Source organism: Oribacterium sp. NK2B42 (assembly GCF_000424445.1).
Classification (GTDB): Bacteria; Bacillota; Clostridia; order Lachnospirales; family Lachnospiraceae; genus Oribacterium.
This window is the reverse complement of the sequence record NZ_AUJX01000021.1, coordinates 16,336-36,256: the sequence shown is the minus strand read 5'-3', so window position 1 is coordinate 36,256 and position 19,921 is coordinate 16,336. Positions and strand designations below refer to the sequence as shown.

The window sequence follows — 19,921 nt, the reverse complement described above, 5'->3', positions numbered from 1 at the left end:
GCATTCGAAGCGTCCCGGTTATAAATGGATGGCCACCGGCTCTTTTATTTATTTATTGAATAACGGTTTTCTCTGCTGATACTCCATGATGGTGTCAAGCTCAGGAACCCCTTCCGGGTGAGATTTGAGATAAAATTCCTTGACACGGGCAAAGGTCTCAGGGCTAAGGACATGCTCTATCCGGCAGGCATCCTGACCTGCGGTGTAGGCATTCACACCAATGTCCACAAGAAGATTTGTAATGACAACATGCTTCTCGTAGGTTCCCTTGGCGATGGTCATGCCGGCATCTGTAAGGGTAATGTAGCCGTTATCATCAACAACAATCATCCCCTCTTCGCGAAGACGCTTCATAGCTACAGATACAGAAGGCTTTGAAAAGCTCAGCATGTTAGCAATATCGATGGAACGAACCACCTGATGATCCATGGAAAGCATCAGGATACTCTCCAGATAATTCTCAGAAGATTCGTGGGTTTCATAAGCTTTCATAGTTACCACCTTTCAATTTATAAAAATTTTATAAAATACATAAATTTCACAATTAGTATTTACTAACTTTAGTTAGTCATAACTATTGACTTTGAAGTTAGTTAATGCTAATTTTAACATGTATTTTATCAAAGTAAAGTGTAATGGAGGTTTATATGTTGCCATTATCTATGGTCGGAGCAGGCGGTAAACATTTGATTTCACGCGTAACGGGGAAGGAAGACATGAAACAGCATCTTGCGGATCTAGGATTTGTACCGGGGGAAGAGGTTCAGGTCATTTCGGACACCGGGGACGGCAACATTATCGTCAACATCAAAGAGACCAGGCTCGGCATAACAAGCCAGATGGCATCAAAAATCATGGTTGATTGATCTGCAGAGCTGATGTCCTCACGGTGAGGATGTCATGAGCAAGGACTTTGGTTTATCAAGCGGTTGGACAACCGTTTTTTTTAAGCGATATAGGTTAGCGGATACTAACAAAAGGTAATCACGACTAACTTTATCATAGAATCAAAAGGGGGAAGTTTAATGAAAACACTAAGAGACATTCCTGTTGGACAGTCATCAACAGTCCTGAAGATCCACGGAGAGGGAGCTCTCAAGAGAAGGATCATGGACATGGGCATCACAAAGGGGACCGAGATCCAGGTTCGTAAGGTTGCACCGCTGGGTGATCCTATCGAGATTACTGTGAGGGGCTACGAGCTCTCGATCAGAAAGGACGACGCCGATATTCTCGAAATGGCTTGATTCGGATAGAGATATTGGAATCGGTAGGTGATGACACAGCTAATCATGTTTTATGTATCGCTGATGGCGTAAGTCGGACCGAGACATTAGCATCGGAAAGAGACAGACATAAAGGAGAAAAAATATGGAAATCAAGGTTGCATTAGCCGGTAACCCTAACTGCGGCAAGACCACACTGTTCAATGCTTTAACAGGAAGCAATCAGTACGTAGGAAACTGGCCGGGAGTTACTGTAGAAAAGAAGGAAGGAAGATTGAAGGGAAATCGTGAGGTCATCATCCAGGACCTTCCGGGAATCTATTCCCTTTCACCATATACACTCGAGGAGGTTGTATCACGTAACTATCTGGTCAAGGACAAGCCGGACGTGATCCTCAATATCATTGATGGAACAAATATCGAGAGAAATCTTTATCTCACAACTCAGCTTGCAGAAATCGGACTTCCCATGGTCATCGCTGTAAATATGATGGATGTTGTCCGTAAGAACGGTGACAGGGTAGATATCGAGAAGCTTTCCAAGGAGCTTGGCTGCAAGTTCATCGAGATTTCTGCCCTGAGAGGCGAAGGCATAGATGAAGCCGCAAAGCTCTGCATTGAGGCGGCAAAGGAAGGAAAGAAGATGCCGCTTCCTTCGGTATTTGAGGGTTCCATTGAGCATACTCTTGCTCACATTGAGGAGCACCTTGAGGGAAAGGTTGACGAGAAGAACCTGCGCTGGTTCGCGGTAAAGGTATTTGAGCGCGATTCTGTGGCACTTGAGCAGCTCAGTCTTGATGATAATACAAAGAAGGACATCGAGGCACACATTGCAGACTGCGAGAAGGAGCTTGATGACGATGCTGAGTCCATCATCACAAACCAGAGATATACCTACATCAAGAAGCTGGTTGACAACGCAGTGGTCAAGAAGAGAAAGCCGGGAGAGCTTTCGGTTTCAGACAAGATTGACCAGATCGTTACAAACCGGATTCTGGCACTTCCCATCTTCGTGGTTGTTATGTTCCTGGTTTACTATGTTTCCGTAACAACATTGGGAACCATCGTTACTGACTGGACCAATGATGTGCTGGTGGGAGAATGGATTCAGCCCTTCTTTGAGAATATCCTTACCAATGCCGGTGCCTCTGACTGGGTTATCTCACTTGTGGTTGACGGAATCATCGGCGGACTTGGTGCTCCTCTCGGATTTGCGCCTCAGATGGCTATAGTATTCTTCTTCCTCACCATCCTTGAGGATTGCGGATACATGGCGAGAGTGGCATTCATCATGGACAGACTTTTCAGAAGATTCGGTCTTTCAGGCAAGTCCTTCATCCCGTTCCTTATCTCTTCAGGCTGCGGCGTTCCGGGAATCATGGCAACCCGTACTATTGAGGAAGAGAAGGATCGCCGGATGACTATGATCACAACAACCTCCATCCCCTGCGGAGCCAAGCTTCCGGTAATCGCAGTAATCGCAGGTTACCTTATGGGCGGCGCATGGTGGTTCGCTCCTGCAGTTTACTTCGGCGGCATCGCAATGGTCATCATCATGTGCATCATCATGAAGAAGACCAGCATGTTCGCAGGCGACCCGGCACCATTTGTAATGGAACTTCCCGCTTACCATATCCCTTCCGCAAAGAATGTATTCCTTCATGTCTGGGAGAGAGTATGGGCATTCTTAAAGAAGGCCGGAACCATCCTTTTCCTCTGCTGTGCAGTTATGTGGTTCCTCGGAGCCTTCGGTATCGTAGATGGCACATTTATGCTTGTAGAGGATGTTGAGAGTTCATTCCTTGCTTCCATCGGTAATGTCTTCGCATGGCTGTTTGTTCCTGTAGGTTTCGGCAGCTGGCAGGCAGTTGCGGCATCACTTTCAGGCTTCGTTGCAAAGGAAGGTCTGGTAACAACACTTTCAGTTGTATCAAGTCTCGGTGAGGAGCTTGAGGAGTATGATGCGGCAATGAACACTGCATTCCAGGCATTCTTCCCAACAAGCATGGCAGCAGTTTCATTCCTTATCTTCAACCTGTTTGATTCACCCTGCCTTGCAGCCATCGCTTCCATGGCAAAGGAAATGAACAGCAAAAAGTGGTTCTGGTTCGCCATCGCCTTCCAGAATGTTAATGCTTACCTTATATCACTCATGATCTACCAGCTCATCGGATTCGTGGTTGGACAGGTTCCTTTCAGCGTATTCACAATTGCAGCAGTTGTAGTTCTTGCAGGTTATCTGTATCTGCTCTTCAGACCGGATCCAAATGCCAGAAAGGTGCCTTTAGGTGTATCACCGGCAGCAGCAGCGTAGGTCGGAGATGCCCGGTATTAAGTTAGTCCAGTAAAAAGCGATTTTTCTACATTAAAACAGGTCGGAGCGTAGGCTTCGGCCTGCTTTTGACAGATGGGAACAGGATATACATGTGAGGTAAACGGATAAAAACATGTGTTTATAGAGGAGGAAAACAGATGTCAGCAGACGTTCCTGTGAATCAAACAGATATGATCGTCCTTTTAATATTGGGGATTTTGTTTATAATAGGAGTAAGGATACTGATCAGCTTTTTCAAAAAGCAGGAAGCTCCGAAGGATGTTCTGGACATGGACAGCATATGTCAGTCCGGTGACAGGATCACCATTACGATAGATGGCATGATGTGCGGAATGTGTGAGATACACATAAAGGATGCCATCAGAAAAGCCATTCCGGATGCAAAGAATGTGACTGCATTTCACGAATCCGGCAATGCAAACTTCACATTGAGCAGATCAGAAAGTATGGGTGAGCTCATGAGGGTTCTGCATGAAACCATAGACCCTGAGGGATACCGCATACTTGGACTTACAACAAAGAATTGAAACAGAAAGGTCATATATGGCAGATTTAGTCGTAATATCAATATTAGTTCTCATAACATTCTTTGTTGTCCGGAAGCTCTATAAAGACTACAGGAAATTCGGAACCTGTGCCGGCTGTGCCGAAGCCCAGCTTGGTCACTGCGATCACGTAGGACATAAGGAGCTTGACGAAAGACGGGCAGAGCTTGATAAATTGAAGCTCAATGAAGTCCAGAAAGCCATATTGGCGAAGCATGCAAGGAATAATAAGAAATGAAAATGGTAATAGTTCAGACGGTGAACTGTTGCTGAAAATGCCTGTTGAAATATACTGAATATTGATTTACTATAAAGATGTAAAAAGTGCTTGCCGATAGACGGTTAGCCCTTTACTAGGTTGTTAAAAAATAACCGCCCAAGTTTTCTAGGCTTGTGGGCGGTTATTTTTTTGTTATCTCATATACGAGACCGATGATAGCAACGATCAAAATTCCAAATTGGAATAAATCAGAATAACTTATCATGGAGCCCTCCTTTCTGAAGGGACTTACAAAATGCCCTTCGTGATGAAAGGGCTAACCGCCTACCGCTTTGGCAAGCACTGATTGGGATTGTAGCATAGGATGCAGAATTATCCTATAGTCTGAATTTCGACTATAAGTCGTGAAGTAAGAGTAACAGTTCAGCCGGTGGACCAAGGGGACTTTTACAAGTAAGATATACTATATTCCGGGATGATTAAAAATCCCGTTGACGATATATCTTTTTGCTGATAGTATCTGATTGAAAATGCGTGAAACAGAGATGTTTTACAAATGATTTTATTGATTGAGTAGCCTGTGGCATGCAAAGGTTCCCGGGGGGACTGGATACATGAAAGATGGGCCCTGATTAGAAAGGTCAGGAGGACTCAAATTTTATAAGTATTTAGCGGTATCTTATAAGGCGTTGCCGATAATCAGGATGCCCGGCACTTAATATGACGAGAGTGCGGGTGTTGAGATTAACTGCTGAACGGAGTAAATGCTCCATCTTGTGAAACGATCAATAGGGTTGCCTTTGTAAGCACTCTGAGTAGACGAAACGGAAACAAAATACTGAAGAGAAGTGAAAATGCATATTATACATTTTTGCATTTGAAACGATATTAAACCTATAAGAATAGTGGTTTGATGAGACTCTTCTACACAAAAGAACCTGTGGGGTGCAGGTGATCATTTTCGGAATCGATCGTAATACAGGCTGGAGTCTTTTCGGACTCCGGCCTTTTTTGATGCACAGGTTCGGTGTCAGCGGAGCCAGATAGTCTGCATCTGTATGGCAGATATAAACGGAAAAAACATGCGCTTATTGATAAGGAGGGGAAAATTGAGCAGAAATCTTTTGGAATTAAAAAACATTACTAAAGCCTACGACGGAACGATCATCCTGGATGACCTGTCCTTGGACATACATGAGAACAGCTTCGTAACGCTGCTGGGCCCCTCAGGCTGCGGAAAGACCACAACACTCCGTATCATCGGAGGATTCGAGAAGCCCGACAAGGGCAGCGTCCTTTTCGATGGTCAGGACATCACAAACCTTCCCGCCAACCAGCGTCAGCTCAACACGGTTTTCCAGAAGTATGCCCTCTTCCCGCACATGAGCATCGAAGAAAACATTGCCTTCGGACTCCGTATAAAGAAAAAATCCGATTCCTATATAAAAGACAAGATCAAATATGCCCTGAAGCTCGTAAACCTTGACGGCTTCGAGAAGCGCCGCATCGACTCCCTTTCCGGCGGACAGCAGCAGCGAATCGCCATCGCCCGCGCCATCGTAAATGAGCCGCGACTCCTCCTTCTGGACGAGCCCCTGGGCGCCCTTGACTTAAAGCTCCGCCAGGAAATGCAGTACGAGCTCATAAGACTCAAGAACGAGCTGGGAATCACCTTCATATATGTAACTCACGACCAGGAAGAAGCCCTTACCATGTCAGACTACGTGGTAGTCATGAACCAGGGCTACATCCAGCAGGCCGGCAGCCCGGAGCAGATCTACAATGAGCCTGAGAATGCCTTTGTTGCCGACTTCATCGGTGATTCCAACATCCTTCCCGGAATAATGATCGAAGATTATTCCGTTCGTATCCTCGGGGCAGTTTTCAAATGTATCGACGCCGGCTTCGGAACCAACAAGCCGGTCGACGTTGTTATCCGACCTGAGGATGTGGAGCTTCTGGACGATGATGATCCTAAGGCGATCCTTCACGGCGAAATGACCCACGTCATCTTCAAGGGCGAAATGTACGAGATGGAGTGCACCACACCTGACGGCTACGAGTGGCTCATCCACTCCACCGAGCTTCGCGAGCCCGGCACCAAAGTCGGCCTCTACGTGAAGCCCTCAAACATTCAGATCATGAACAAGCCGGAATCTGAGGATGAGGAGGCGATGGACATTGAATAACAAAGCCTCCAGATATCTTGCGGGACCCTATGTAGTGTGGATCGTCGGATTCATCGTGATCCCGCTGCTCACCATCCTGTATTACGGTTTTACAAATGATGTTAATGTTTTCACCCTGAGCAATCTCATGGAGATCTGCCGCTGGGAAAACTACAGGCCACTGTACAGGGCGCTGATGCTTTCTGCAGCCAGCACGATAGTTTGCTTCCTGATAGCATTCCCCCTGGCCATGATCCTTCGTGAAAACAAGTTCAGCCGGGGCTCCTTCATTGTGTTCATATTCATCCTCCCCATGTGGATGAACTCACTTCTCAGAATCCTGGCATGGCAGACGCTCCTCGAGAGAAAAGGCGTTATCAACGGAATACTGACAACCCTTCACCTCCCGGAGCAGCACCTCATCAACACAACAGCAGCAGTCATGATCGGAATGGTTTACGACTTCCTTCCTTTCATGATATTGCCGCTTTACAACGCACTCATGAAAATCGATGACAATACCATCAACGCGGCCTATGACCTTGGAGCAAGCTTCTGGCAGACCCTCACGAAAATCATACTTCCGCTGTCTGTCCCGGGCATTGTTTCCGGAGTCACCATGGTATTTGTACCGGCTCTCACAACCTTCGCCATCTCCAACATGCTTGGCGGCGGCAAGATTTACCTCATCGGTAATGTCATCGAGCAGGAGTTCATGCAGGACTCCGACTGGCATCAGGGCTCGGGACTGAGTCTCGTGCTCATGATATTCGTCATCGTGTCAATGCTTATCGTTAACCACTTCGATGACCATAAAGATTCGGAAAGAGGAGGTATCATGTGATGGACAAGTTAAAGAAATTTGCCTCTGACTGCTACCTCGCAATCATCGTGCTTTTTATGTACGCCCCCATCGCGACCCTGATTGTTCTTTCCTTTAACAGCGGTCGTTCACGCGCCAAGTGGTCCGGCTTCACCACCGACTGGTACATGGAAATGTGGTCGGACGAGACCATTATGGCTGCCCTCAGAAACACTATCATCATTGCGTTCCTGTCGGCACTTATCGCAACAGTGCTTGGCACCATCGCGGCCATAGGCATTAACAACATGAAGTCCTGGTCCAGGAACACAATCATGAGCATTACCAATATCCCTATGCTCAATGCCGACATCGTTACGGGTATCTCTCTGATGCTGTGCTTCATAGCCTTCAGGATATCCCTGGGCTTCCACACCATACTGATCGCCCACATTACCTTCAACCTGCCTTACGTAATTCTCAGTGTAATGCCTAAGGTCAGACAGTCCAGCAAGGATACCTATGAGGCGGCGCTTGACCTCGGTGCAACACCCACGCAGGCCTTTTTCAAGGTGGTGCTGCCGGAGCTTATGCCGGGTGTCACCTCCGGATTTATGCTGGCCTTCACCATGAGTCTTGATGACTTTATCATTACCCACTTCACGAGAGGTGCGGGAATCGACACCATCTCGACGCTGGTTTACAGCCAGGTACGAAAGGGCATCAGCCCCACCATGTATGCGCTGTCCACGGTCATCTTTGTGACGGTGTTCATCATCCTCATCATGGGAAATTATGCGCCGGAGTGGCTGGAGAAGAAAAAGAGCAAGGAAAATTGAGATCCTTGATGGATTTAAGGGGATCCCGGATGAATTTAAGTCACGTGACCGGTTTAAATAAGAAAAAAGCTTTCAGAGCGCTTCATAAAGAGATGCAGTGCTGCATTTTGAAAATCGAAACACAGGAGAGTGACTTCCGGGAATTCAGGGAGAAAAGCTAAATGAAAAAAGTTTTAAAACAGTACAGGCGGCGTTTTGCCGCAGGTGCAGCAGTTCTTCTTATGTCTGCGGGGATTTCCGCTGTTACTGCAGGCTGCGGCAGCACCGAAAAAGATATAGAAGAGATACCGACACCGGCATCAAAAACCTTATATGTTTATAATGCCGGAGAGTATATCGATCCCGAGCTCATCGATCAGTTCGAGGCAGAGACCGGTATCAATGTTGTCTACGATGTGTTCGAGACCCTGGAGGAAATGTATCCGGTCATCGAGGCAGGCGGAGTTATCTACGATTGTGTCTGCCCTTCGGATTACATGATCGAGAAGATGATCGAGAACAACCTTCTTCAGGAGTTTGATCCTGAAAAGATACCGAACCTTCAGTACATCGGCGAAGACTACATGAAGATGGCTTCCCAGTTCGACCCGGGAAACAAATATGCGGTGCCCTACACCTGGGGAACCGTCGGAATCCTTTATAACACAAGAATGCTTGACGAGCTTGGAGTTCCTTACCCCACAAAGTGGTCGGATCTCTGGAACCCGGCCCTTAAGAACGAGATTCTCATGCAGGATTCAGTCCGGGATGCTTTTATGGTAGCCCTCAAGAAGAACGGCTACAGCTGCAATACCGAGAATTCCGAGGAGCTTGACAAGGCAATGCAGGACCTCATTGAGCAGAAGCCCATCGTGCAGGCCTATGTAATCGATCAGGTCAGAGACAAGATGATCGGCGAAGAAGCGGCCGTCGGAGTTATCTACTCCGGAGAGATTCTCTACATTCAGGACGAGCTTGACGGCTCCGGAATCGATGTTGAGTACTGTATCCCTGAGGAGGGAACCAACCTCTGGATCGACGCCTGGGTTATCCCAAAGAATGCCCGCAACAAAGAGTATGCCGAAAAGTGGATAGACTTCCTCTGCAGACCTGACGTGGCAGCTCAGAACTTTGAGTACATCACCTACTCAACTCCCAATGTCGGCGCCATGGACCTCCTTGACGAAGAGTACCTGGAAAACGAAGCAGTCTTCCCCGACACCTCAGAACTCCTGAAAACCTCCGAGTTCTACCACTACCTGGGACCTGCAGGCGATTCACTTTATAACAACCGTTGGAAAATCGTAAAATCAAGCTGAGAAAATATAATTCAGCTAAGAAGAAAAACAGCAAGATCGAGAAGATAAGATAATCAGTAAAGATCGAACTAAAAAAGTAAAATCCCCCGACGGGGCATCAGTGATGCTCCTCCGGGGGATTTTATAATGGACCACTAACTCCGTCCCCTTGGTCCACCGGCTGAACTGTTACACAGTTTGTGCTAAGATAGTGTCATTGACACTGCGTTTTTAGATGATATACAATCTGAGCATTAATTGTTATCATATATATTAAATACAAATCTAAGAGGAAGCCGATCAGATCTGCATCTGTATGTCAGAGATTAACGGCAAAAATATACGTTTATAGAGGAGGAACAATATGAGCCAGAAAAAAGGTTCTCCGGGAAAAAGTTCACAAGCCAAAGGAGGTCCAGTGGATCAGGCGATAAGAAAGAGGCGGAGAAGGCTTAGCCAGATAAGTGATATAAAGTCATTTTTCTCAAGACTTCTCGTGATGATCATCATGATATATATCATGTTCTGGATCATCTTCGGATTGCAGCCTATGGCAAATGATGATATGAAACCAAGAATAAGTGCCGGAGACCTGATGCTTTTCTACCGGCTTGAGACACGAATCAATTCCGATGATGTGGTGGTTATCCATAAAGACGGAAAGACCTACACGGGAAGGATCGTGGCAAAGGGCGGAGATAAGGTTGAAGTTACTGACGATTCAACACTTAAGATCAACGACAGTACGATGATCGAAAGCGATATATTCTACAGCACACCAAAGTATGAGGAATACGTTCAGTATCCACTCCAACTTGCGGAGGATGAGTACTTCATCTTATGCGACTACAGAAACGGAGCAAAGGACAGCCGGTATTTTGGCGCAGTGAAGAAAAATGAAATAATGGGTAAGGTTATCACGATCATAAGAAGATCAAATCTATAAGATATGGTCGCTATCTAACATGACCATCGGGGACGGTTATCGCCGGCGAGAACCGTCCCCAGTGGATATGGTGTCAAAAAAACTTCCTGTCAATTTGGCAGGAAGTCGAAAATACCTTATTTATCTCCGTAATGCCCCTTACAATGGGAAATATATATGCGTCCATCCTCGAGATGATAAACCAGACGATCTTTTTCGTTTATTCGTCTGCTAAACTCACCCTGTAAATCGCCCTTTAACGGTTCCGGATCTCCTATGCCATGCATAGCTCCGTTTCGTTCTATATCTTTAATAAGTTGATTGATACGTTTTAAGGTCTTCTTATCTTGTGTCTGCCAATAAAGGTAGTCATTCCACGCATCATCAGACCATATCTTTTCACTCATTGTCATCCTCAATCAGTTCATGTACAGTACCTTTGCCTTCACGTAACTCCTTTACAGACTTTAAAATGTATGCCTGATTAACCGGGTCATAGAAGGGGTCACCTTGTTTAATGTCAAAGGGAATACGCTTTTCCCTTAAAACGGCTTTTACATAGATATTAATAGCTGCTGACGAAGTAAGACCAACAGAAGAACAAAAGGAATCAAAATCAGCTTTATCGCGTTCATCGACACGAGCGGTCAGAGTAGACAGTGCCATAATTATACCTCCTTTAATCATTTTCGATTATATCACTATCGTATTACAATAGCAATCAAACGTATACGGAATATAACCATCGGGGACGGTTCTCGCCGGCGAGAACCGTCCCCGGTGGCACTTTATTATTATAAGAAGAAAACCATCAATTTTTAAGTTTCGTTCCAGTCCATCCCTTCCAGATTCTTAAATCCACCCCCAAATCCAAATATTAAATATAATTTTCATAAAATCCAAATTCATAAAATTTATATTCTTTTTATCATCCTAATCTACACTTTCCTTACATAGTAAACCAAAAGTAAACCAGTTTTATCCCTCAATTACTTCACTATTTATCAGAATTTATTAAAAATCAGCAAAAAATACACGTTTTTAAGCTATTAAAAATTAAATCCTAGCCACCAATTATTAATAAAAAATAACTTTTTACGAAAAAATCGCTTCATTTTTAAGTGAAATGTTAATATGCGATTTGCTAAACTCACACCATGAAATGATTAAACCAAGTTTGGCTTAAACATAGAGGGTGTATTTATGAAGAAAACCAATTACTCAATAAAAAAATTATTCAAGAGGGGAATCGCGACATTGCTTACTGCCAGCATGGTAGTCACAGCAGTACAGGCTCCGGCCTTTGCTGACAATGTCGATGAGGAAGTTACAGAATCAAGTGCTTCCGTTACCGGACTTGTACATAAAAAGATCACTCTTGAGCTTGTGAGTGATGAGCTGAAGGAAGCTGCTCTTACAGCGATCCGCGAGAACCGTCTTTTCGACGCTGAGGATTATCTGGCAGCAACCGGAGACAATCAGAAAGCATTAAGAGAATATGAGGCATTCTTCAACGAGAATCCGGGCCTTTACGTAGTAGACGTTCCTGAGTCAGTTGTGGACACACTTTCCGGTGAGGACGCCGAGCTCCGCATCTTCGTTCAGAAAGATGCCAAGATGGCAAAGGTAGACCTTACAGCATCTCCAAGTGAGATCACAAGAGAAGATTCCACAGAGTCAAAGAATGTAGAGTTCCGCTATGGTACAGATAAGGACATCATCCTTTACGAGCCGGCATCCAATGTTGACACACTTGTAAACGGTGGCGAGGATGCTTACTACATCGAGCCTGAGCAGGAAATCGGCGACAACTCAGATTACGAGCTTACAGGAAACGAGAAGATCACATTCATGTTTGTGAATTCTTCCGAAGGTACCGTAAGGTTCACCCTGAAGGTTGACGGCGTAACCTACGACAAGGTAGAGGTTGGCGGAAGAGAAGCCGCTCTCAAGAAGATCATTGCTGAGGCAGGCACCAAGAAGTCTACAGAAGAAACAACCGCAGCAGAAACCACAGCAGCCGTTACAGCAGTTACAGAAGAAACAACAGTAGCTGATGAGACAACCGCAGCAGAGGTTCAGGAGGTTGAGACAGAAGCTCCTGCAGAAGAGACAACTGCTGAAGGTACAGAGATTGCCAATGCAGACGACGATAACGTTTCTGCTGAAACTGAGGAAACTACAGCCGCTGTTGAAGAGACAGCCGCTGAGACAGAAGCTCCCGCAGCTGATACAGATGCTGAAGTAAAGGAAGAAGCACCTACAGAGGTTACCGAAGAGCCTGAAACAGAGGCAACCATTCCTGAGAAGATCGCTGAAGCAATAAGCGAAGTATTCGGCGGAGCAAGCGATGCGGTTCTCGGAAGAATGACAGTATACGCTGACACAATCGTAGGCGAGGGAGCTCAGTTCGAAGTTGAAGAGAACGCTCCTGCAGCAGAAGATTCCGAAGAGGAAGAAGATAAGGATACAAACGAAGTTGCTGCTCAGGCAGTTGAAGCAGCAGCCGGAGAAGATACAGCTACTGAAGCTGATGAGGTTAATGAAGAAACAACCGCAGCAGTTGAGGCAGCAGCAGACGATAACGCAGCATTAGCAGCTGACACAACAGCACTTCAGATTGAAGTTTCAGAAGGTCTTTCAGAGGACAAAGCTGAGAACCAGGTTGAAGAGACTGTGGCTCAGGAAGTTACAGTGGTAGAAACTGAGCCTGAGACAGTTGCAGAAACACAGGCTGTAAAGGAAACCATCGCAAAGGATGATGAGACCAAGGCCGCTAAGGTAGCAACTGCATCTGAGATAGCTGAGTATGACGACGTCGCACTTGAGCTCATCGCAGAGGTTAAGGAAGAAGTTCTTCAGGACAAGGCAGCAGCCAAGGAAAACATCAAGGTTGCAAGAATCGCTCAGTACACCATCAATGAGCTCGGAAAGATCCACTACGAGACAGAGGTCGATGGATTTAATGTAGAAGTCTTCGCAGCAAAGGATGCTTTCGGAGACATCACACCGACACTTGAAGCTAAGAAGCTTGCTAAGCCTGAAGAAGCTGAAGCATCCGAAGATACACTTTCAGACGATCAGGTTGAAGAGCTTAAGGATAACGGAATCTATGACAATTCACTTCCTTTAGATATCCATTTCCTTGATGGAGATAAAGAAGTAGAGCCAACAAAGGCAGTTAAGGTAAAGATCACAATAAGTGATGAAAACCTGCTTAACTCTATCGATGCATCTTCACTTGAAGTGCACCACATAAAAGAAACAGATGATACTTTCAAAACTGAAAAGGTTGCTGCAACAGAGGATGTAAAGCTTCTCGACAAGAACGACGAGGAGATTAAGGATTCCGATTTTGAGGCTAATGCAGAAGCAGCTGCAGCAGGCGAAGAAGTTGAGGTAGAAGTTGCAAGTGCAGTTGCAGAGTTTGAGGTTGACGACTTCTCGGTTTATGCAATTGTTTGGACTCAAAATAATTACAGTAAAAAAATAGCTAAAGTAATAGTTCATTATATTGATACAACAGGAAAAGAGATATTTGACAATAGACATGAGTCAAATAAGGAACTAGAGACTACAACAGAAATTAAACTTGATGCTCAATTTGCAGGAACAGTAAGTCAACATACATTTAAGGAGGCAAGATTAGGAAGTAAGGATGGTCAGATAATTACATCTTTAAAGAAAGCGGAAAGAACCAACGTTGATAGAACAAACGATATAGACTATAACATTGATTATTTCTATACCAATGCTCAAAATAAAAAAATACTTGTTGCAAGCAATACTATTAAGAATAAATTAGAACCCAGTACATATGGTCGTTATGATAGTTATGGAAATAGGTTATACGATTGGCGTAAGAATGTAATAACATCTTCATATTATTATGGATCAGTATACTCTAGAGTTATATATGATAAGGGAAATGGTGAATTAGATGATGATTATATTCTGTACACCGGTACAAGATATGAATACACTTCTGAAACTGATTCTTTAGAGCATGACATATATTTAATATATGACTATACACCTAATGGAACCGTAGTTCCGCCCAAAACACAGGTTAAAGATTTGGGTGCACCGACAACAAGTAAGAGCGTTAGTGATAATAAAGATGGAACATATACATTGACGCTAAGTGTTACAGGAGCCTCACAGGCCCAGACATCAAAGACTCATGCTAATGTTGTTGTTGTACTTGATTTATCCGGAAGTATGTTGGAAGTGGCTAGCGCAGAAGGTTCATATGAACCTGATGAATATGGAAGCTATTATGAGCAAAATGCTAATGCAAAGTTGAAGTATAAACGTGAGTGGTACACATATTCCGACGAAGTTATCGGATGGCATTATGAGTATGATAGGTGGGGGCGTCGTTACGTTAAACTTGACTATCGTAAGATATACCACTCTGAACTTGTAGATGTTCCTGATGTAAATACTTATGACACAGTATATTTGCCGGATGGACAACCGTACGATGGTACAAGGTATGCATATTTTAAAGCCGGTACTCGTTTGGAGATAGCAAAATCCGCAATTCAGTCTCTTTCAAGTACATTACTTGCAAATAATACAGCGGCTGATTCGGACGTAGTTGAGTTGGGATTAGTCACGTTCGCTGATCGAACAAAAGTATATAAAGCTAAAACAAATGCGGATGAATTCAATTCTATTATTGACGGATTAAGTGCTGAGGGAGGTACAAACTGGGAAGGTGGATTAGCTGATGCGAATGGATATTCATTTGGATTCGATGATGAAGACCCAGTATATATCATATTTGTTTCAGATGGAAATCCCACTTACAGAGTAAGTCAAAATAGTTATAATGATCATAAAGAAGGAGACCGCCTTTATGGTGATGGATATGAAGAAACTCCTGGAAATATTTCAAGATGTTTAGAGGCAGCAAAATTAGTTTCTGGTGCTATTTTAAATTCAAATAAAAAGCTTTATGCAGTAAATGCATTTAGTGGAAGTACAGCAAATAGTGCACAGGCAAACATGAGAGCTTTGTATGGAACAGATACTGCACTTGCGGATAAATACACTTTTAATGCAATAAGTCAAAAAGAACTGAATTCAGCACTTAGTACAATCTTAAAAGAAATCCAGCATGATCTTAGGTATACAGATGTAAACATCGTGGATACTATTTCTCATTACACAGCAACAATGGATGTATTGGGTGCAGTAGATACAGATAAGTATACATATGAAGTTACCCAGATGGTATCGAGAAAGGAAATTGTAGACGGAGAAGAGAAAGACGTAACAGTAGAAGAAACTGTTTACACTGATGAGGACATATTAAAAGATGATAATCTGAGTAAAATCAGGACGGCAAGTTTCAATAATGGAAAAGTAACCTGGCAGTTAGGTGATTGTACTCAAGAGAATGGTGCTTTTATACTTGAAAGCGGAAAAACATATAAAGTAAGTTTTGTAGTATGGCCGAAACAGGAAGCCTATGACATACTTGCTGATATAGAAAACGGAAAGTATGAAGGTAGAGAGGATGAAATTCCTAAAGGATTTGTTGAGTTATTAGATGCCAATGGTGATGGAACAGGTAAGTATGTATATCAGACAAATGATGGTGCAACGGTAAAATATAAGAATGTCGACTTCGTTGATAATGAACCTGTATATGATGATGATTTTAAAGATGGAGGTTCGATCGATGTTTACCCTTATATGGAGATGAATGATACCAAGCTTTCATACCAAAAGAAGTGGATCATGGATAGCGAAGATCAGAGAAAGTTTATCGAAGATAAAACTATCACACTTGACCTATATAAAGGAGACGATAAATACATAGAAGGTTTGTCTCTCACTTCTCCTGAAGGAGATGACGATTATATACCAACCGGTGATGGCAAGATAGAGGTTATTTGGAGAGCTGGTGCAAATCAGCAGAAACACATTGCACCGGGAATACTTGTTTCAAAAGCTAAAGGTGATGCTCGTGGATTCAAACCTACTAATGAACGTCCACTGATCAAGAAAAAGGGAACCAATGAGGAGTTTTACCTGGTTGAAAAAGGACATAATTACACGTTCAAAGAGACAAAAGGTGTAGTTGGATTCGAGCTTGAAAACAAAGTATATCATCCGATGGTTGTAGATGGACATCTTCAGGATGTTGAGTTCAATAGTGACATGACAGAATTTGAAATTGTTACTGAAGCTACTACAACAGCTGATGCAGACACAACTGAAGGTGATGATACAAATTCAACCACAACCACAACCACAGATACTGATATACCTGATGTTAGACTTGAAACAATCACAGCTGTAAACATTATCAACCTTGCAAAACTTACAGTCACAAAGAAATATGTTGGAACCATGGCTAAATGTCAGCCAACGACATTTGACTTGTATCTTTACAAGGCTGACGGAACTCCTGCTACCTATGAAGAAGAGAAGTATATTGAAGATCTGAACTATGATTCAAAAAACAAGACAGGTCTTCTTATGGAAAAGCAGAATGATGGAGCTTACAGATTTACAATTACTCCATCAGCCTTAGGCTCTGAACAGCCGGTAGATATCATGTTACCTGGTGATGTGTCTTACATCATTAATGAAGTAAGGACTGGCACAAGTTATGCAGACTATATACCAACATCATCTTGGACCGGTAAGAGAACTACAAATTCCGGAGAGAATGGTGCTGAAGTAGTGACACCTTTTAGTGGAGAGGGTACAGATACAACCGGTGAAGATCCACTTAAGCTCAGCGAAGTCAATAAGGTTGATTTTGTAAATACAAAGAATTATGTAGCACCAACCGGTATCGGCGATAATACTATCCCGTTTGTAGCACTTGCACTTACAGGTTTAGCATCAATGGTATTCCTTGCATACGACTTCCAGAAACGTCGTCTGTTTGAAGACTGATCACACAGTTAATAAGGCAAAAGCAAATGGCATCAAGATCACTTGAAGATATTGCAGAGTTTATCGATAAGATGAAGTTCCGGAAATCCCTCATCGGAGGGGTGGATGAGCAGAGTGTCTGGAAAAAAATTGAGGACCTGAACAATGAATACAAATCAGTATTCGATGAACAGGAAACAAAATACCGGACACTCCTCGAGGAACGGGATCTCGAGATAAAGAAATTAAAAGAAAAACTGAATATGGTATAAAAAATCGCAGCTTAAAATAGCCGTTACCTCGTAGCTGTGAAGAAAAACAAAATCTTGGGTAAGGTGATCAAAGTTAAAAGAAGATCCAACCTGTAACGGCTTACCCAAAATATTAAACGATCAAACAAGTACGGCGGTACTTATTTGAATAAAAAACGTAGGATTATAATTTTATTTAAGAGAGGGTTAATTATCATGAGAAAGAACATTAACAAACTTGCAACACTCGTAATGACAAGCGCACTTGCTGCATCAATGAGCTTCGGAGCTTTCGCTGTGGAAGTACCCGCTACTGGTGCTACTGGTGAATCAACTGAAGGTCAGCCAGCACAGGAGACTACACAGGATTATTCAGTAGGTGAATATGGAAAAGAGATTCAGATTCCGAAATCTGTTACAACAGATATAAATAATCCAACTTCAGCTCCATATACAGCATTTAACCTTACAGTTGGTAAAGGATCAGTCGCTAAGGCTAAGCAGATTTTGAAGACTGATAAAGTAACAAAAGATGGAGATGCTTTTGAGGTATATGCTGGAACAGATGAGCAGCTTGCCACAATTAGAGTTAGTGCTGCTGATTTTAGAAATGGATATGATTCTTTTGCAAATGGTATTTATAAAGATCATTTCACCGTATCAGTTCCTATAACAGAGTTTAAGAATGCCGGTGTATATGCATTTACATTGAAGGAAGTTAAAGGTAGCTATTCTGGTGTGATTTATGATGAATCAACCTATGACATGTTTGTATTTGTTGAAAATGTGTTCAAACAGGATGGCACACTGGATCACCTTCAGATTGCAAGTGTAATAGTAGCAAATTCTGATGGAGTTAAAATAGGTGGTGGAAAATTAACAAATGATACAGCAACAGGAATCAAAAATAACTTTGGTTATGAAGGAACTGAAGAGGATCCTATTCCAGATGGTGATACAACACATGATATTACTATCGGTAAGAAAGTTGCTGGTAATACAGCTAACTTAAGTGACAAGTTCACATTCGTTGTTTCTGTAAAGCCTAAGACTGGTATTACAGTAGATGGTACGGATGTAGATAAAACTGTAGCTAGTGAAAATCAGGAATTTACTCTTACATATGCTGAGCCAAAAACTGTTGATGAAACAACTGTAACATCAGAAAAAATTAAGGCAAATGGAGGAACTCATGAGATCACTATTAAGAATGGTGAGTTTGCCAAGATCAATGGTCTTACAGATGCTTATGAAGTTACAGTATATGAGGTAGAGGCAGGTAAAGACGGATATAAAACAGACTATGATTATAAAAATGGTAAAAATGCTACCTCTGTAACAGGAAGTCTTGATAAGACAAATGAAGCAACTACTGATGATAATGTAGTAGTAACAGTTTCTGCTGATGAAGCAACACTTGGAATCACTAATACACGTGAGAACACAATTCCTACAGGCGTAGCTATGGATGTTGCTCCTTACGCTCTTATGGTAGCTCTTGCAGGTGGCGCAGCTGCTACATTCCTTCGCAAGAAAGAGTCTTTCGAGGACTAATCTGTAATTAACCCTTTTACAGAAATTTAATTAGATAAATTTGGTGAAGCACCTTATAATACATATTTGGTGCTTCACCGATATAAAAATTTCTGAATGGTAAGTTTAAATGGAGGTCCGATGGAGAGAGTGGCAAGTCTTGCAAGAATCGGTAATCAGATACTTGGATTTATGGCTACGGTCATGATCATCACGATGCTTGCCTACGGTGGTTATTCTCTTTGGGATGTGTACGTAACCTACAGCGGTGCATTCATGTCCAGTGACCTTATGAAGTTAAAGCCGGGTACTCAGGGCAGTAATGCTCCTACATTTGAAGAGTTAAGAAGAATCAATAAGGACGTTAAAGCCTGGTTAACCGTTGATGATACCCATATCGACTATCCTGTACTTCAGGGTATCGATGATATGGAGTATGTAAACAAAGATGTATACGGGGAGTTTTCACTTTCCGGGGCGATATTTATATCAGTTCGAAACAAAGAAGATTTCAGTGATCCCTACAATCTTTTGTACGGACATCACATGGACAATGGCGGTATGTTTGGTGACGTCATGGAGTTCATAGATGAAGGTTACTTCAACAGACACCGAACAGGTAAGCTTTTCCTGCCTGACAGGACTTATGATTTAGAGTTATATGCATTGATAGAATGTGATGCATATGATAAGTACATCTATCATGTAGAAAATGCGATAGAAGATATGGAAGGGTTCCAGGCTTATGTAAAGGAAACAGCTACACATTATAGGGATATAAATGTCACGGCTGATGATCAGATCATCAGCTTGTCGACATGTGTTGATGCTCAGACTAATGGAAGAGCAGTAGTATTGGGACGAATGGTACCGACTGAGCAAACTGGTTAGAGGAGGCTC

19 protein-coding genes are annotated in these 19,921 nt (G+C 43.1%); 15 read left to right on the top strand and 4 right to left on the bottom strand.

Going from position 1 to position 19,921, the window contains the following annotated elements; genetic code table 11:
- Window positions 1-48: 48 nt before the first annotated feature.
- Window positions 49-492 (bottom strand): metal-dependent transcriptional regulator, encoded by a 444-nt coding sequence (locus G625_RS18955; protein ID WP_044932037.1) that lies wholly within the window; start codon window positions 490-492, stop codon window positions 49-51.
- A gap of 155 nt (window positions 493-647) precedes the next feature.
- Here G625_RS18955 and G625_RS0108085 point away from each other — a divergent pair, with 155 nt between their 5' ends.
- The 5 genes from G625_RS0108085 (at window position 648) to G625_RS0108065 (ending at window position 4,344) form a co-directional block, all read left to right on the top strand.
- A complete protein-coding gene (locus G625_RS0108085; RefSeq protein WP_330365016.1) occupies window positions 648-866 on the top strand; it encodes a FeoA family protein in 219 nt (72 codons plus the stop codon).
- Between the two features lie 159 nt (window positions 867-1,025).
- Window positions 1,026-1,247, top strand: coding sequence for a FeoA family protein (locus tag G625_RS0108080; RefSeq protein WP_029200724.1), 222 nt, complete (start codon window positions 1,026-1,028; stop codon window positions 1,245-1,247).
- Between the two features lie 124 nt (window positions 1,248-1,371).
- Window positions 1,372-3,540: a ferrous iron transport protein B gene (gene feoB / locus G625_RS0108075; RefSeq protein ID WP_029200723.1), complete on the top strand. Its 2,169-nt coding sequence runs from the start codon at window positions 1,372-1,374 to the stop codon at window positions 3,538-3,540.
- A 158-nt stretch (window positions 3,541-3,698) separates the two neighbouring features.
- On the top strand, window positions 3,699-4,088 hold the full coding sequence (locus G625_RS18950; protein ID WP_044932036.1) for a heavy-metal-associated domain-containing protein: 390 nt from the start codon (window positions 3,699-3,701) through the stop codon (window positions 4,086-4,088).
- Window positions 4,089-4,104: 16 nt separating this feature from the next.
- The gene (locus G625_RS0108065; RefSeq protein WP_029200722.1) at window positions 4,105-4,344 is read left to right on the top strand and encodes a FeoB-associated Cys-rich membrane protein; all 240 of its coding nucleotides are present in this window, start codon (window positions 4,105-4,107) and stop codon (window positions 4,342-4,344) included.
- A gap of 163 nt (window positions 4,345-4,507) precedes the next feature.
- On the opposite strand, the gene G625_RS23485 is transcribed toward G625_RS0108065, so the two are convergent.
- Window positions 4,508-4,591: a putative holin-like toxin gene (locus G625_RS23485; protein ID WP_334290750.1), complete on the bottom strand. Its 84-nt coding sequence runs from the start codon at window positions 4,589-4,591 to the stop codon at window positions 4,508-4,510.
- 844 nt (window positions 4,592-5,435) lie between these two features.
- On the opposite strand from G625_RS23485, the gene G625_RS0108055 reads away from it, so the two are divergent.
- The 6 genes from G625_RS0108055 (at window position 5,436) to lepB (ending at window position 10,358) form a co-directional block, all read left to right on the top strand.
- On the top strand, window positions 5,436-6,515 hold the full coding sequence (locus tag G625_RS0108055) for an ABC transporter ATP-binding protein (protein ID WP_029200721.1): 1,080 nt from the start codon (window positions 5,436-5,438) through the stop codon (window positions 6,513-6,515).
- Complete coding sequence (locus G625_RS0108050; RefSeq protein ID WP_029200720.1) at window positions 6,508-7,338, top strand: ABC transporter permease; 831 nt, start codon at window positions 6,508-6,510, stop codon at window positions 7,336-7,338. The genes G625_RS0108055 and G625_RS0108050 overlap by 8 nt, the downstream gene beginning before the upstream one ends.
- Entirely contained in the window at window positions 7,338-8,135 is a 798-nt protein-coding gene (locus G625_RS0108045; RefSeq protein WP_029200719.1) for an ABC transporter permease, read from the top strand. Before G625_RS0108050 ends, G625_RS0108045 begins: the two co-directional genes overlap by 1 nt.
- Window positions 8,136-8,164: 29 nt before the next feature.
- Window positions 8,165-8,296 carry a hypothetical protein gene (locus tag G625_RS23155; protein ID WP_256377637.1) on the top strand — a complete coding sequence of 44 codons (132 nt, stop codon included), beginning with the start codon at window positions 8,165-8,167 and terminating at the stop codon, window positions 8,294-8,296.
- Entirely contained in the window at window positions 8,297-9,433 is a 1,137-nt protein-coding gene (locus G625_RS18945) for an ABC transporter substrate-binding protein (protein WP_044932035.1), read from the top strand.
- A 343-nt stretch (window positions 9,434-9,776) separates the two neighbouring features.
- Window positions 9,777-10,358, top strand: coding sequence for a signal peptidase I (gene lepB, locus G625_RS0108030; protein ID WP_044932033.1), 582 nt, complete (start codon window positions 9,777-9,779; stop codon window positions 10,356-10,358).
- A 116-nt stretch (window positions 10,359-10,474) separates the two neighbouring features.
- Here lepB and G625_RS0108025 read toward each other — a convergent pair whose 3' ends face one another.
- Both G625_RS0108025 and G625_RS0108020 read right to left on the bottom strand, forming a co-directional pair.
- Window positions 10,475-10,744 (bottom strand): Txe/YoeB family addiction module toxin, encoded by a 270-nt coding sequence (locus tag G625_RS0108025; protein WP_029200717.1) that lies wholly within the window; start codon window positions 10,742-10,744, stop codon window positions 10,475-10,477.
- Complete coding sequence (locus G625_RS0108020; RefSeq protein WP_029200716.1) at window positions 10,737-11,003, bottom strand: type II toxin-antitoxin system RelB/DinJ family antitoxin; 267 nt, start codon at window positions 11,001-11,003, stop codon at window positions 10,737-10,739. The genes G625_RS0108025 and G625_RS0108020 overlap by 8 nt, the downstream gene beginning before the upstream one ends.
- Before the next feature lie 537 nt (window positions 11,004-11,540).
- Between G625_RS0108020 and G625_RS0108015 the strand changes: the two genes are divergently transcribed.
- From G625_RS0108015 to srtB, 4 genes are all read left to right on the top strand, one after another.
- Complete coding sequence (locus tag G625_RS0108015; protein WP_029200715.1) at window positions 11,541-17,258, top strand: vWA domain-containing protein; 5,718 nt, start codon at window positions 11,541-11,543, stop codon at window positions 17,256-17,258.
- Window positions 17,259-17,284: 26 nt separating this feature from the next.
- Window positions 17,285-17,509 (top strand): hypothetical protein, encoded by a 225-nt coding sequence (locus G625_RS0108010; protein ID WP_029200714.1) that lies wholly within the window; start codon window positions 17,285-17,287, stop codon window positions 17,507-17,509.
- Between the two features lie 144 nt (window positions 17,510-17,653).
- Entirely contained in the window at window positions 17,654-19,042 is a 1,389-nt protein-coding gene (locus G625_RS0108005; RefSeq protein WP_156885069.1) for a DUF7601 domain-containing protein, read from the top strand.
- 120 nt (window positions 19,043-19,162) lie between these two features.
- The gene (gene srtB / locus G625_RS0108000) at window positions 19,163-19,912 is read left to right on the top strand and encodes a class B sortase (RefSeq protein WP_029200712.1); all 750 of its coding nucleotides are present in this window, start codon (window positions 19,163-19,165) and stop codon (window positions 19,910-19,912) included.
- Window positions 19,913-19,921: the final 9 nt, after the last annotated feature.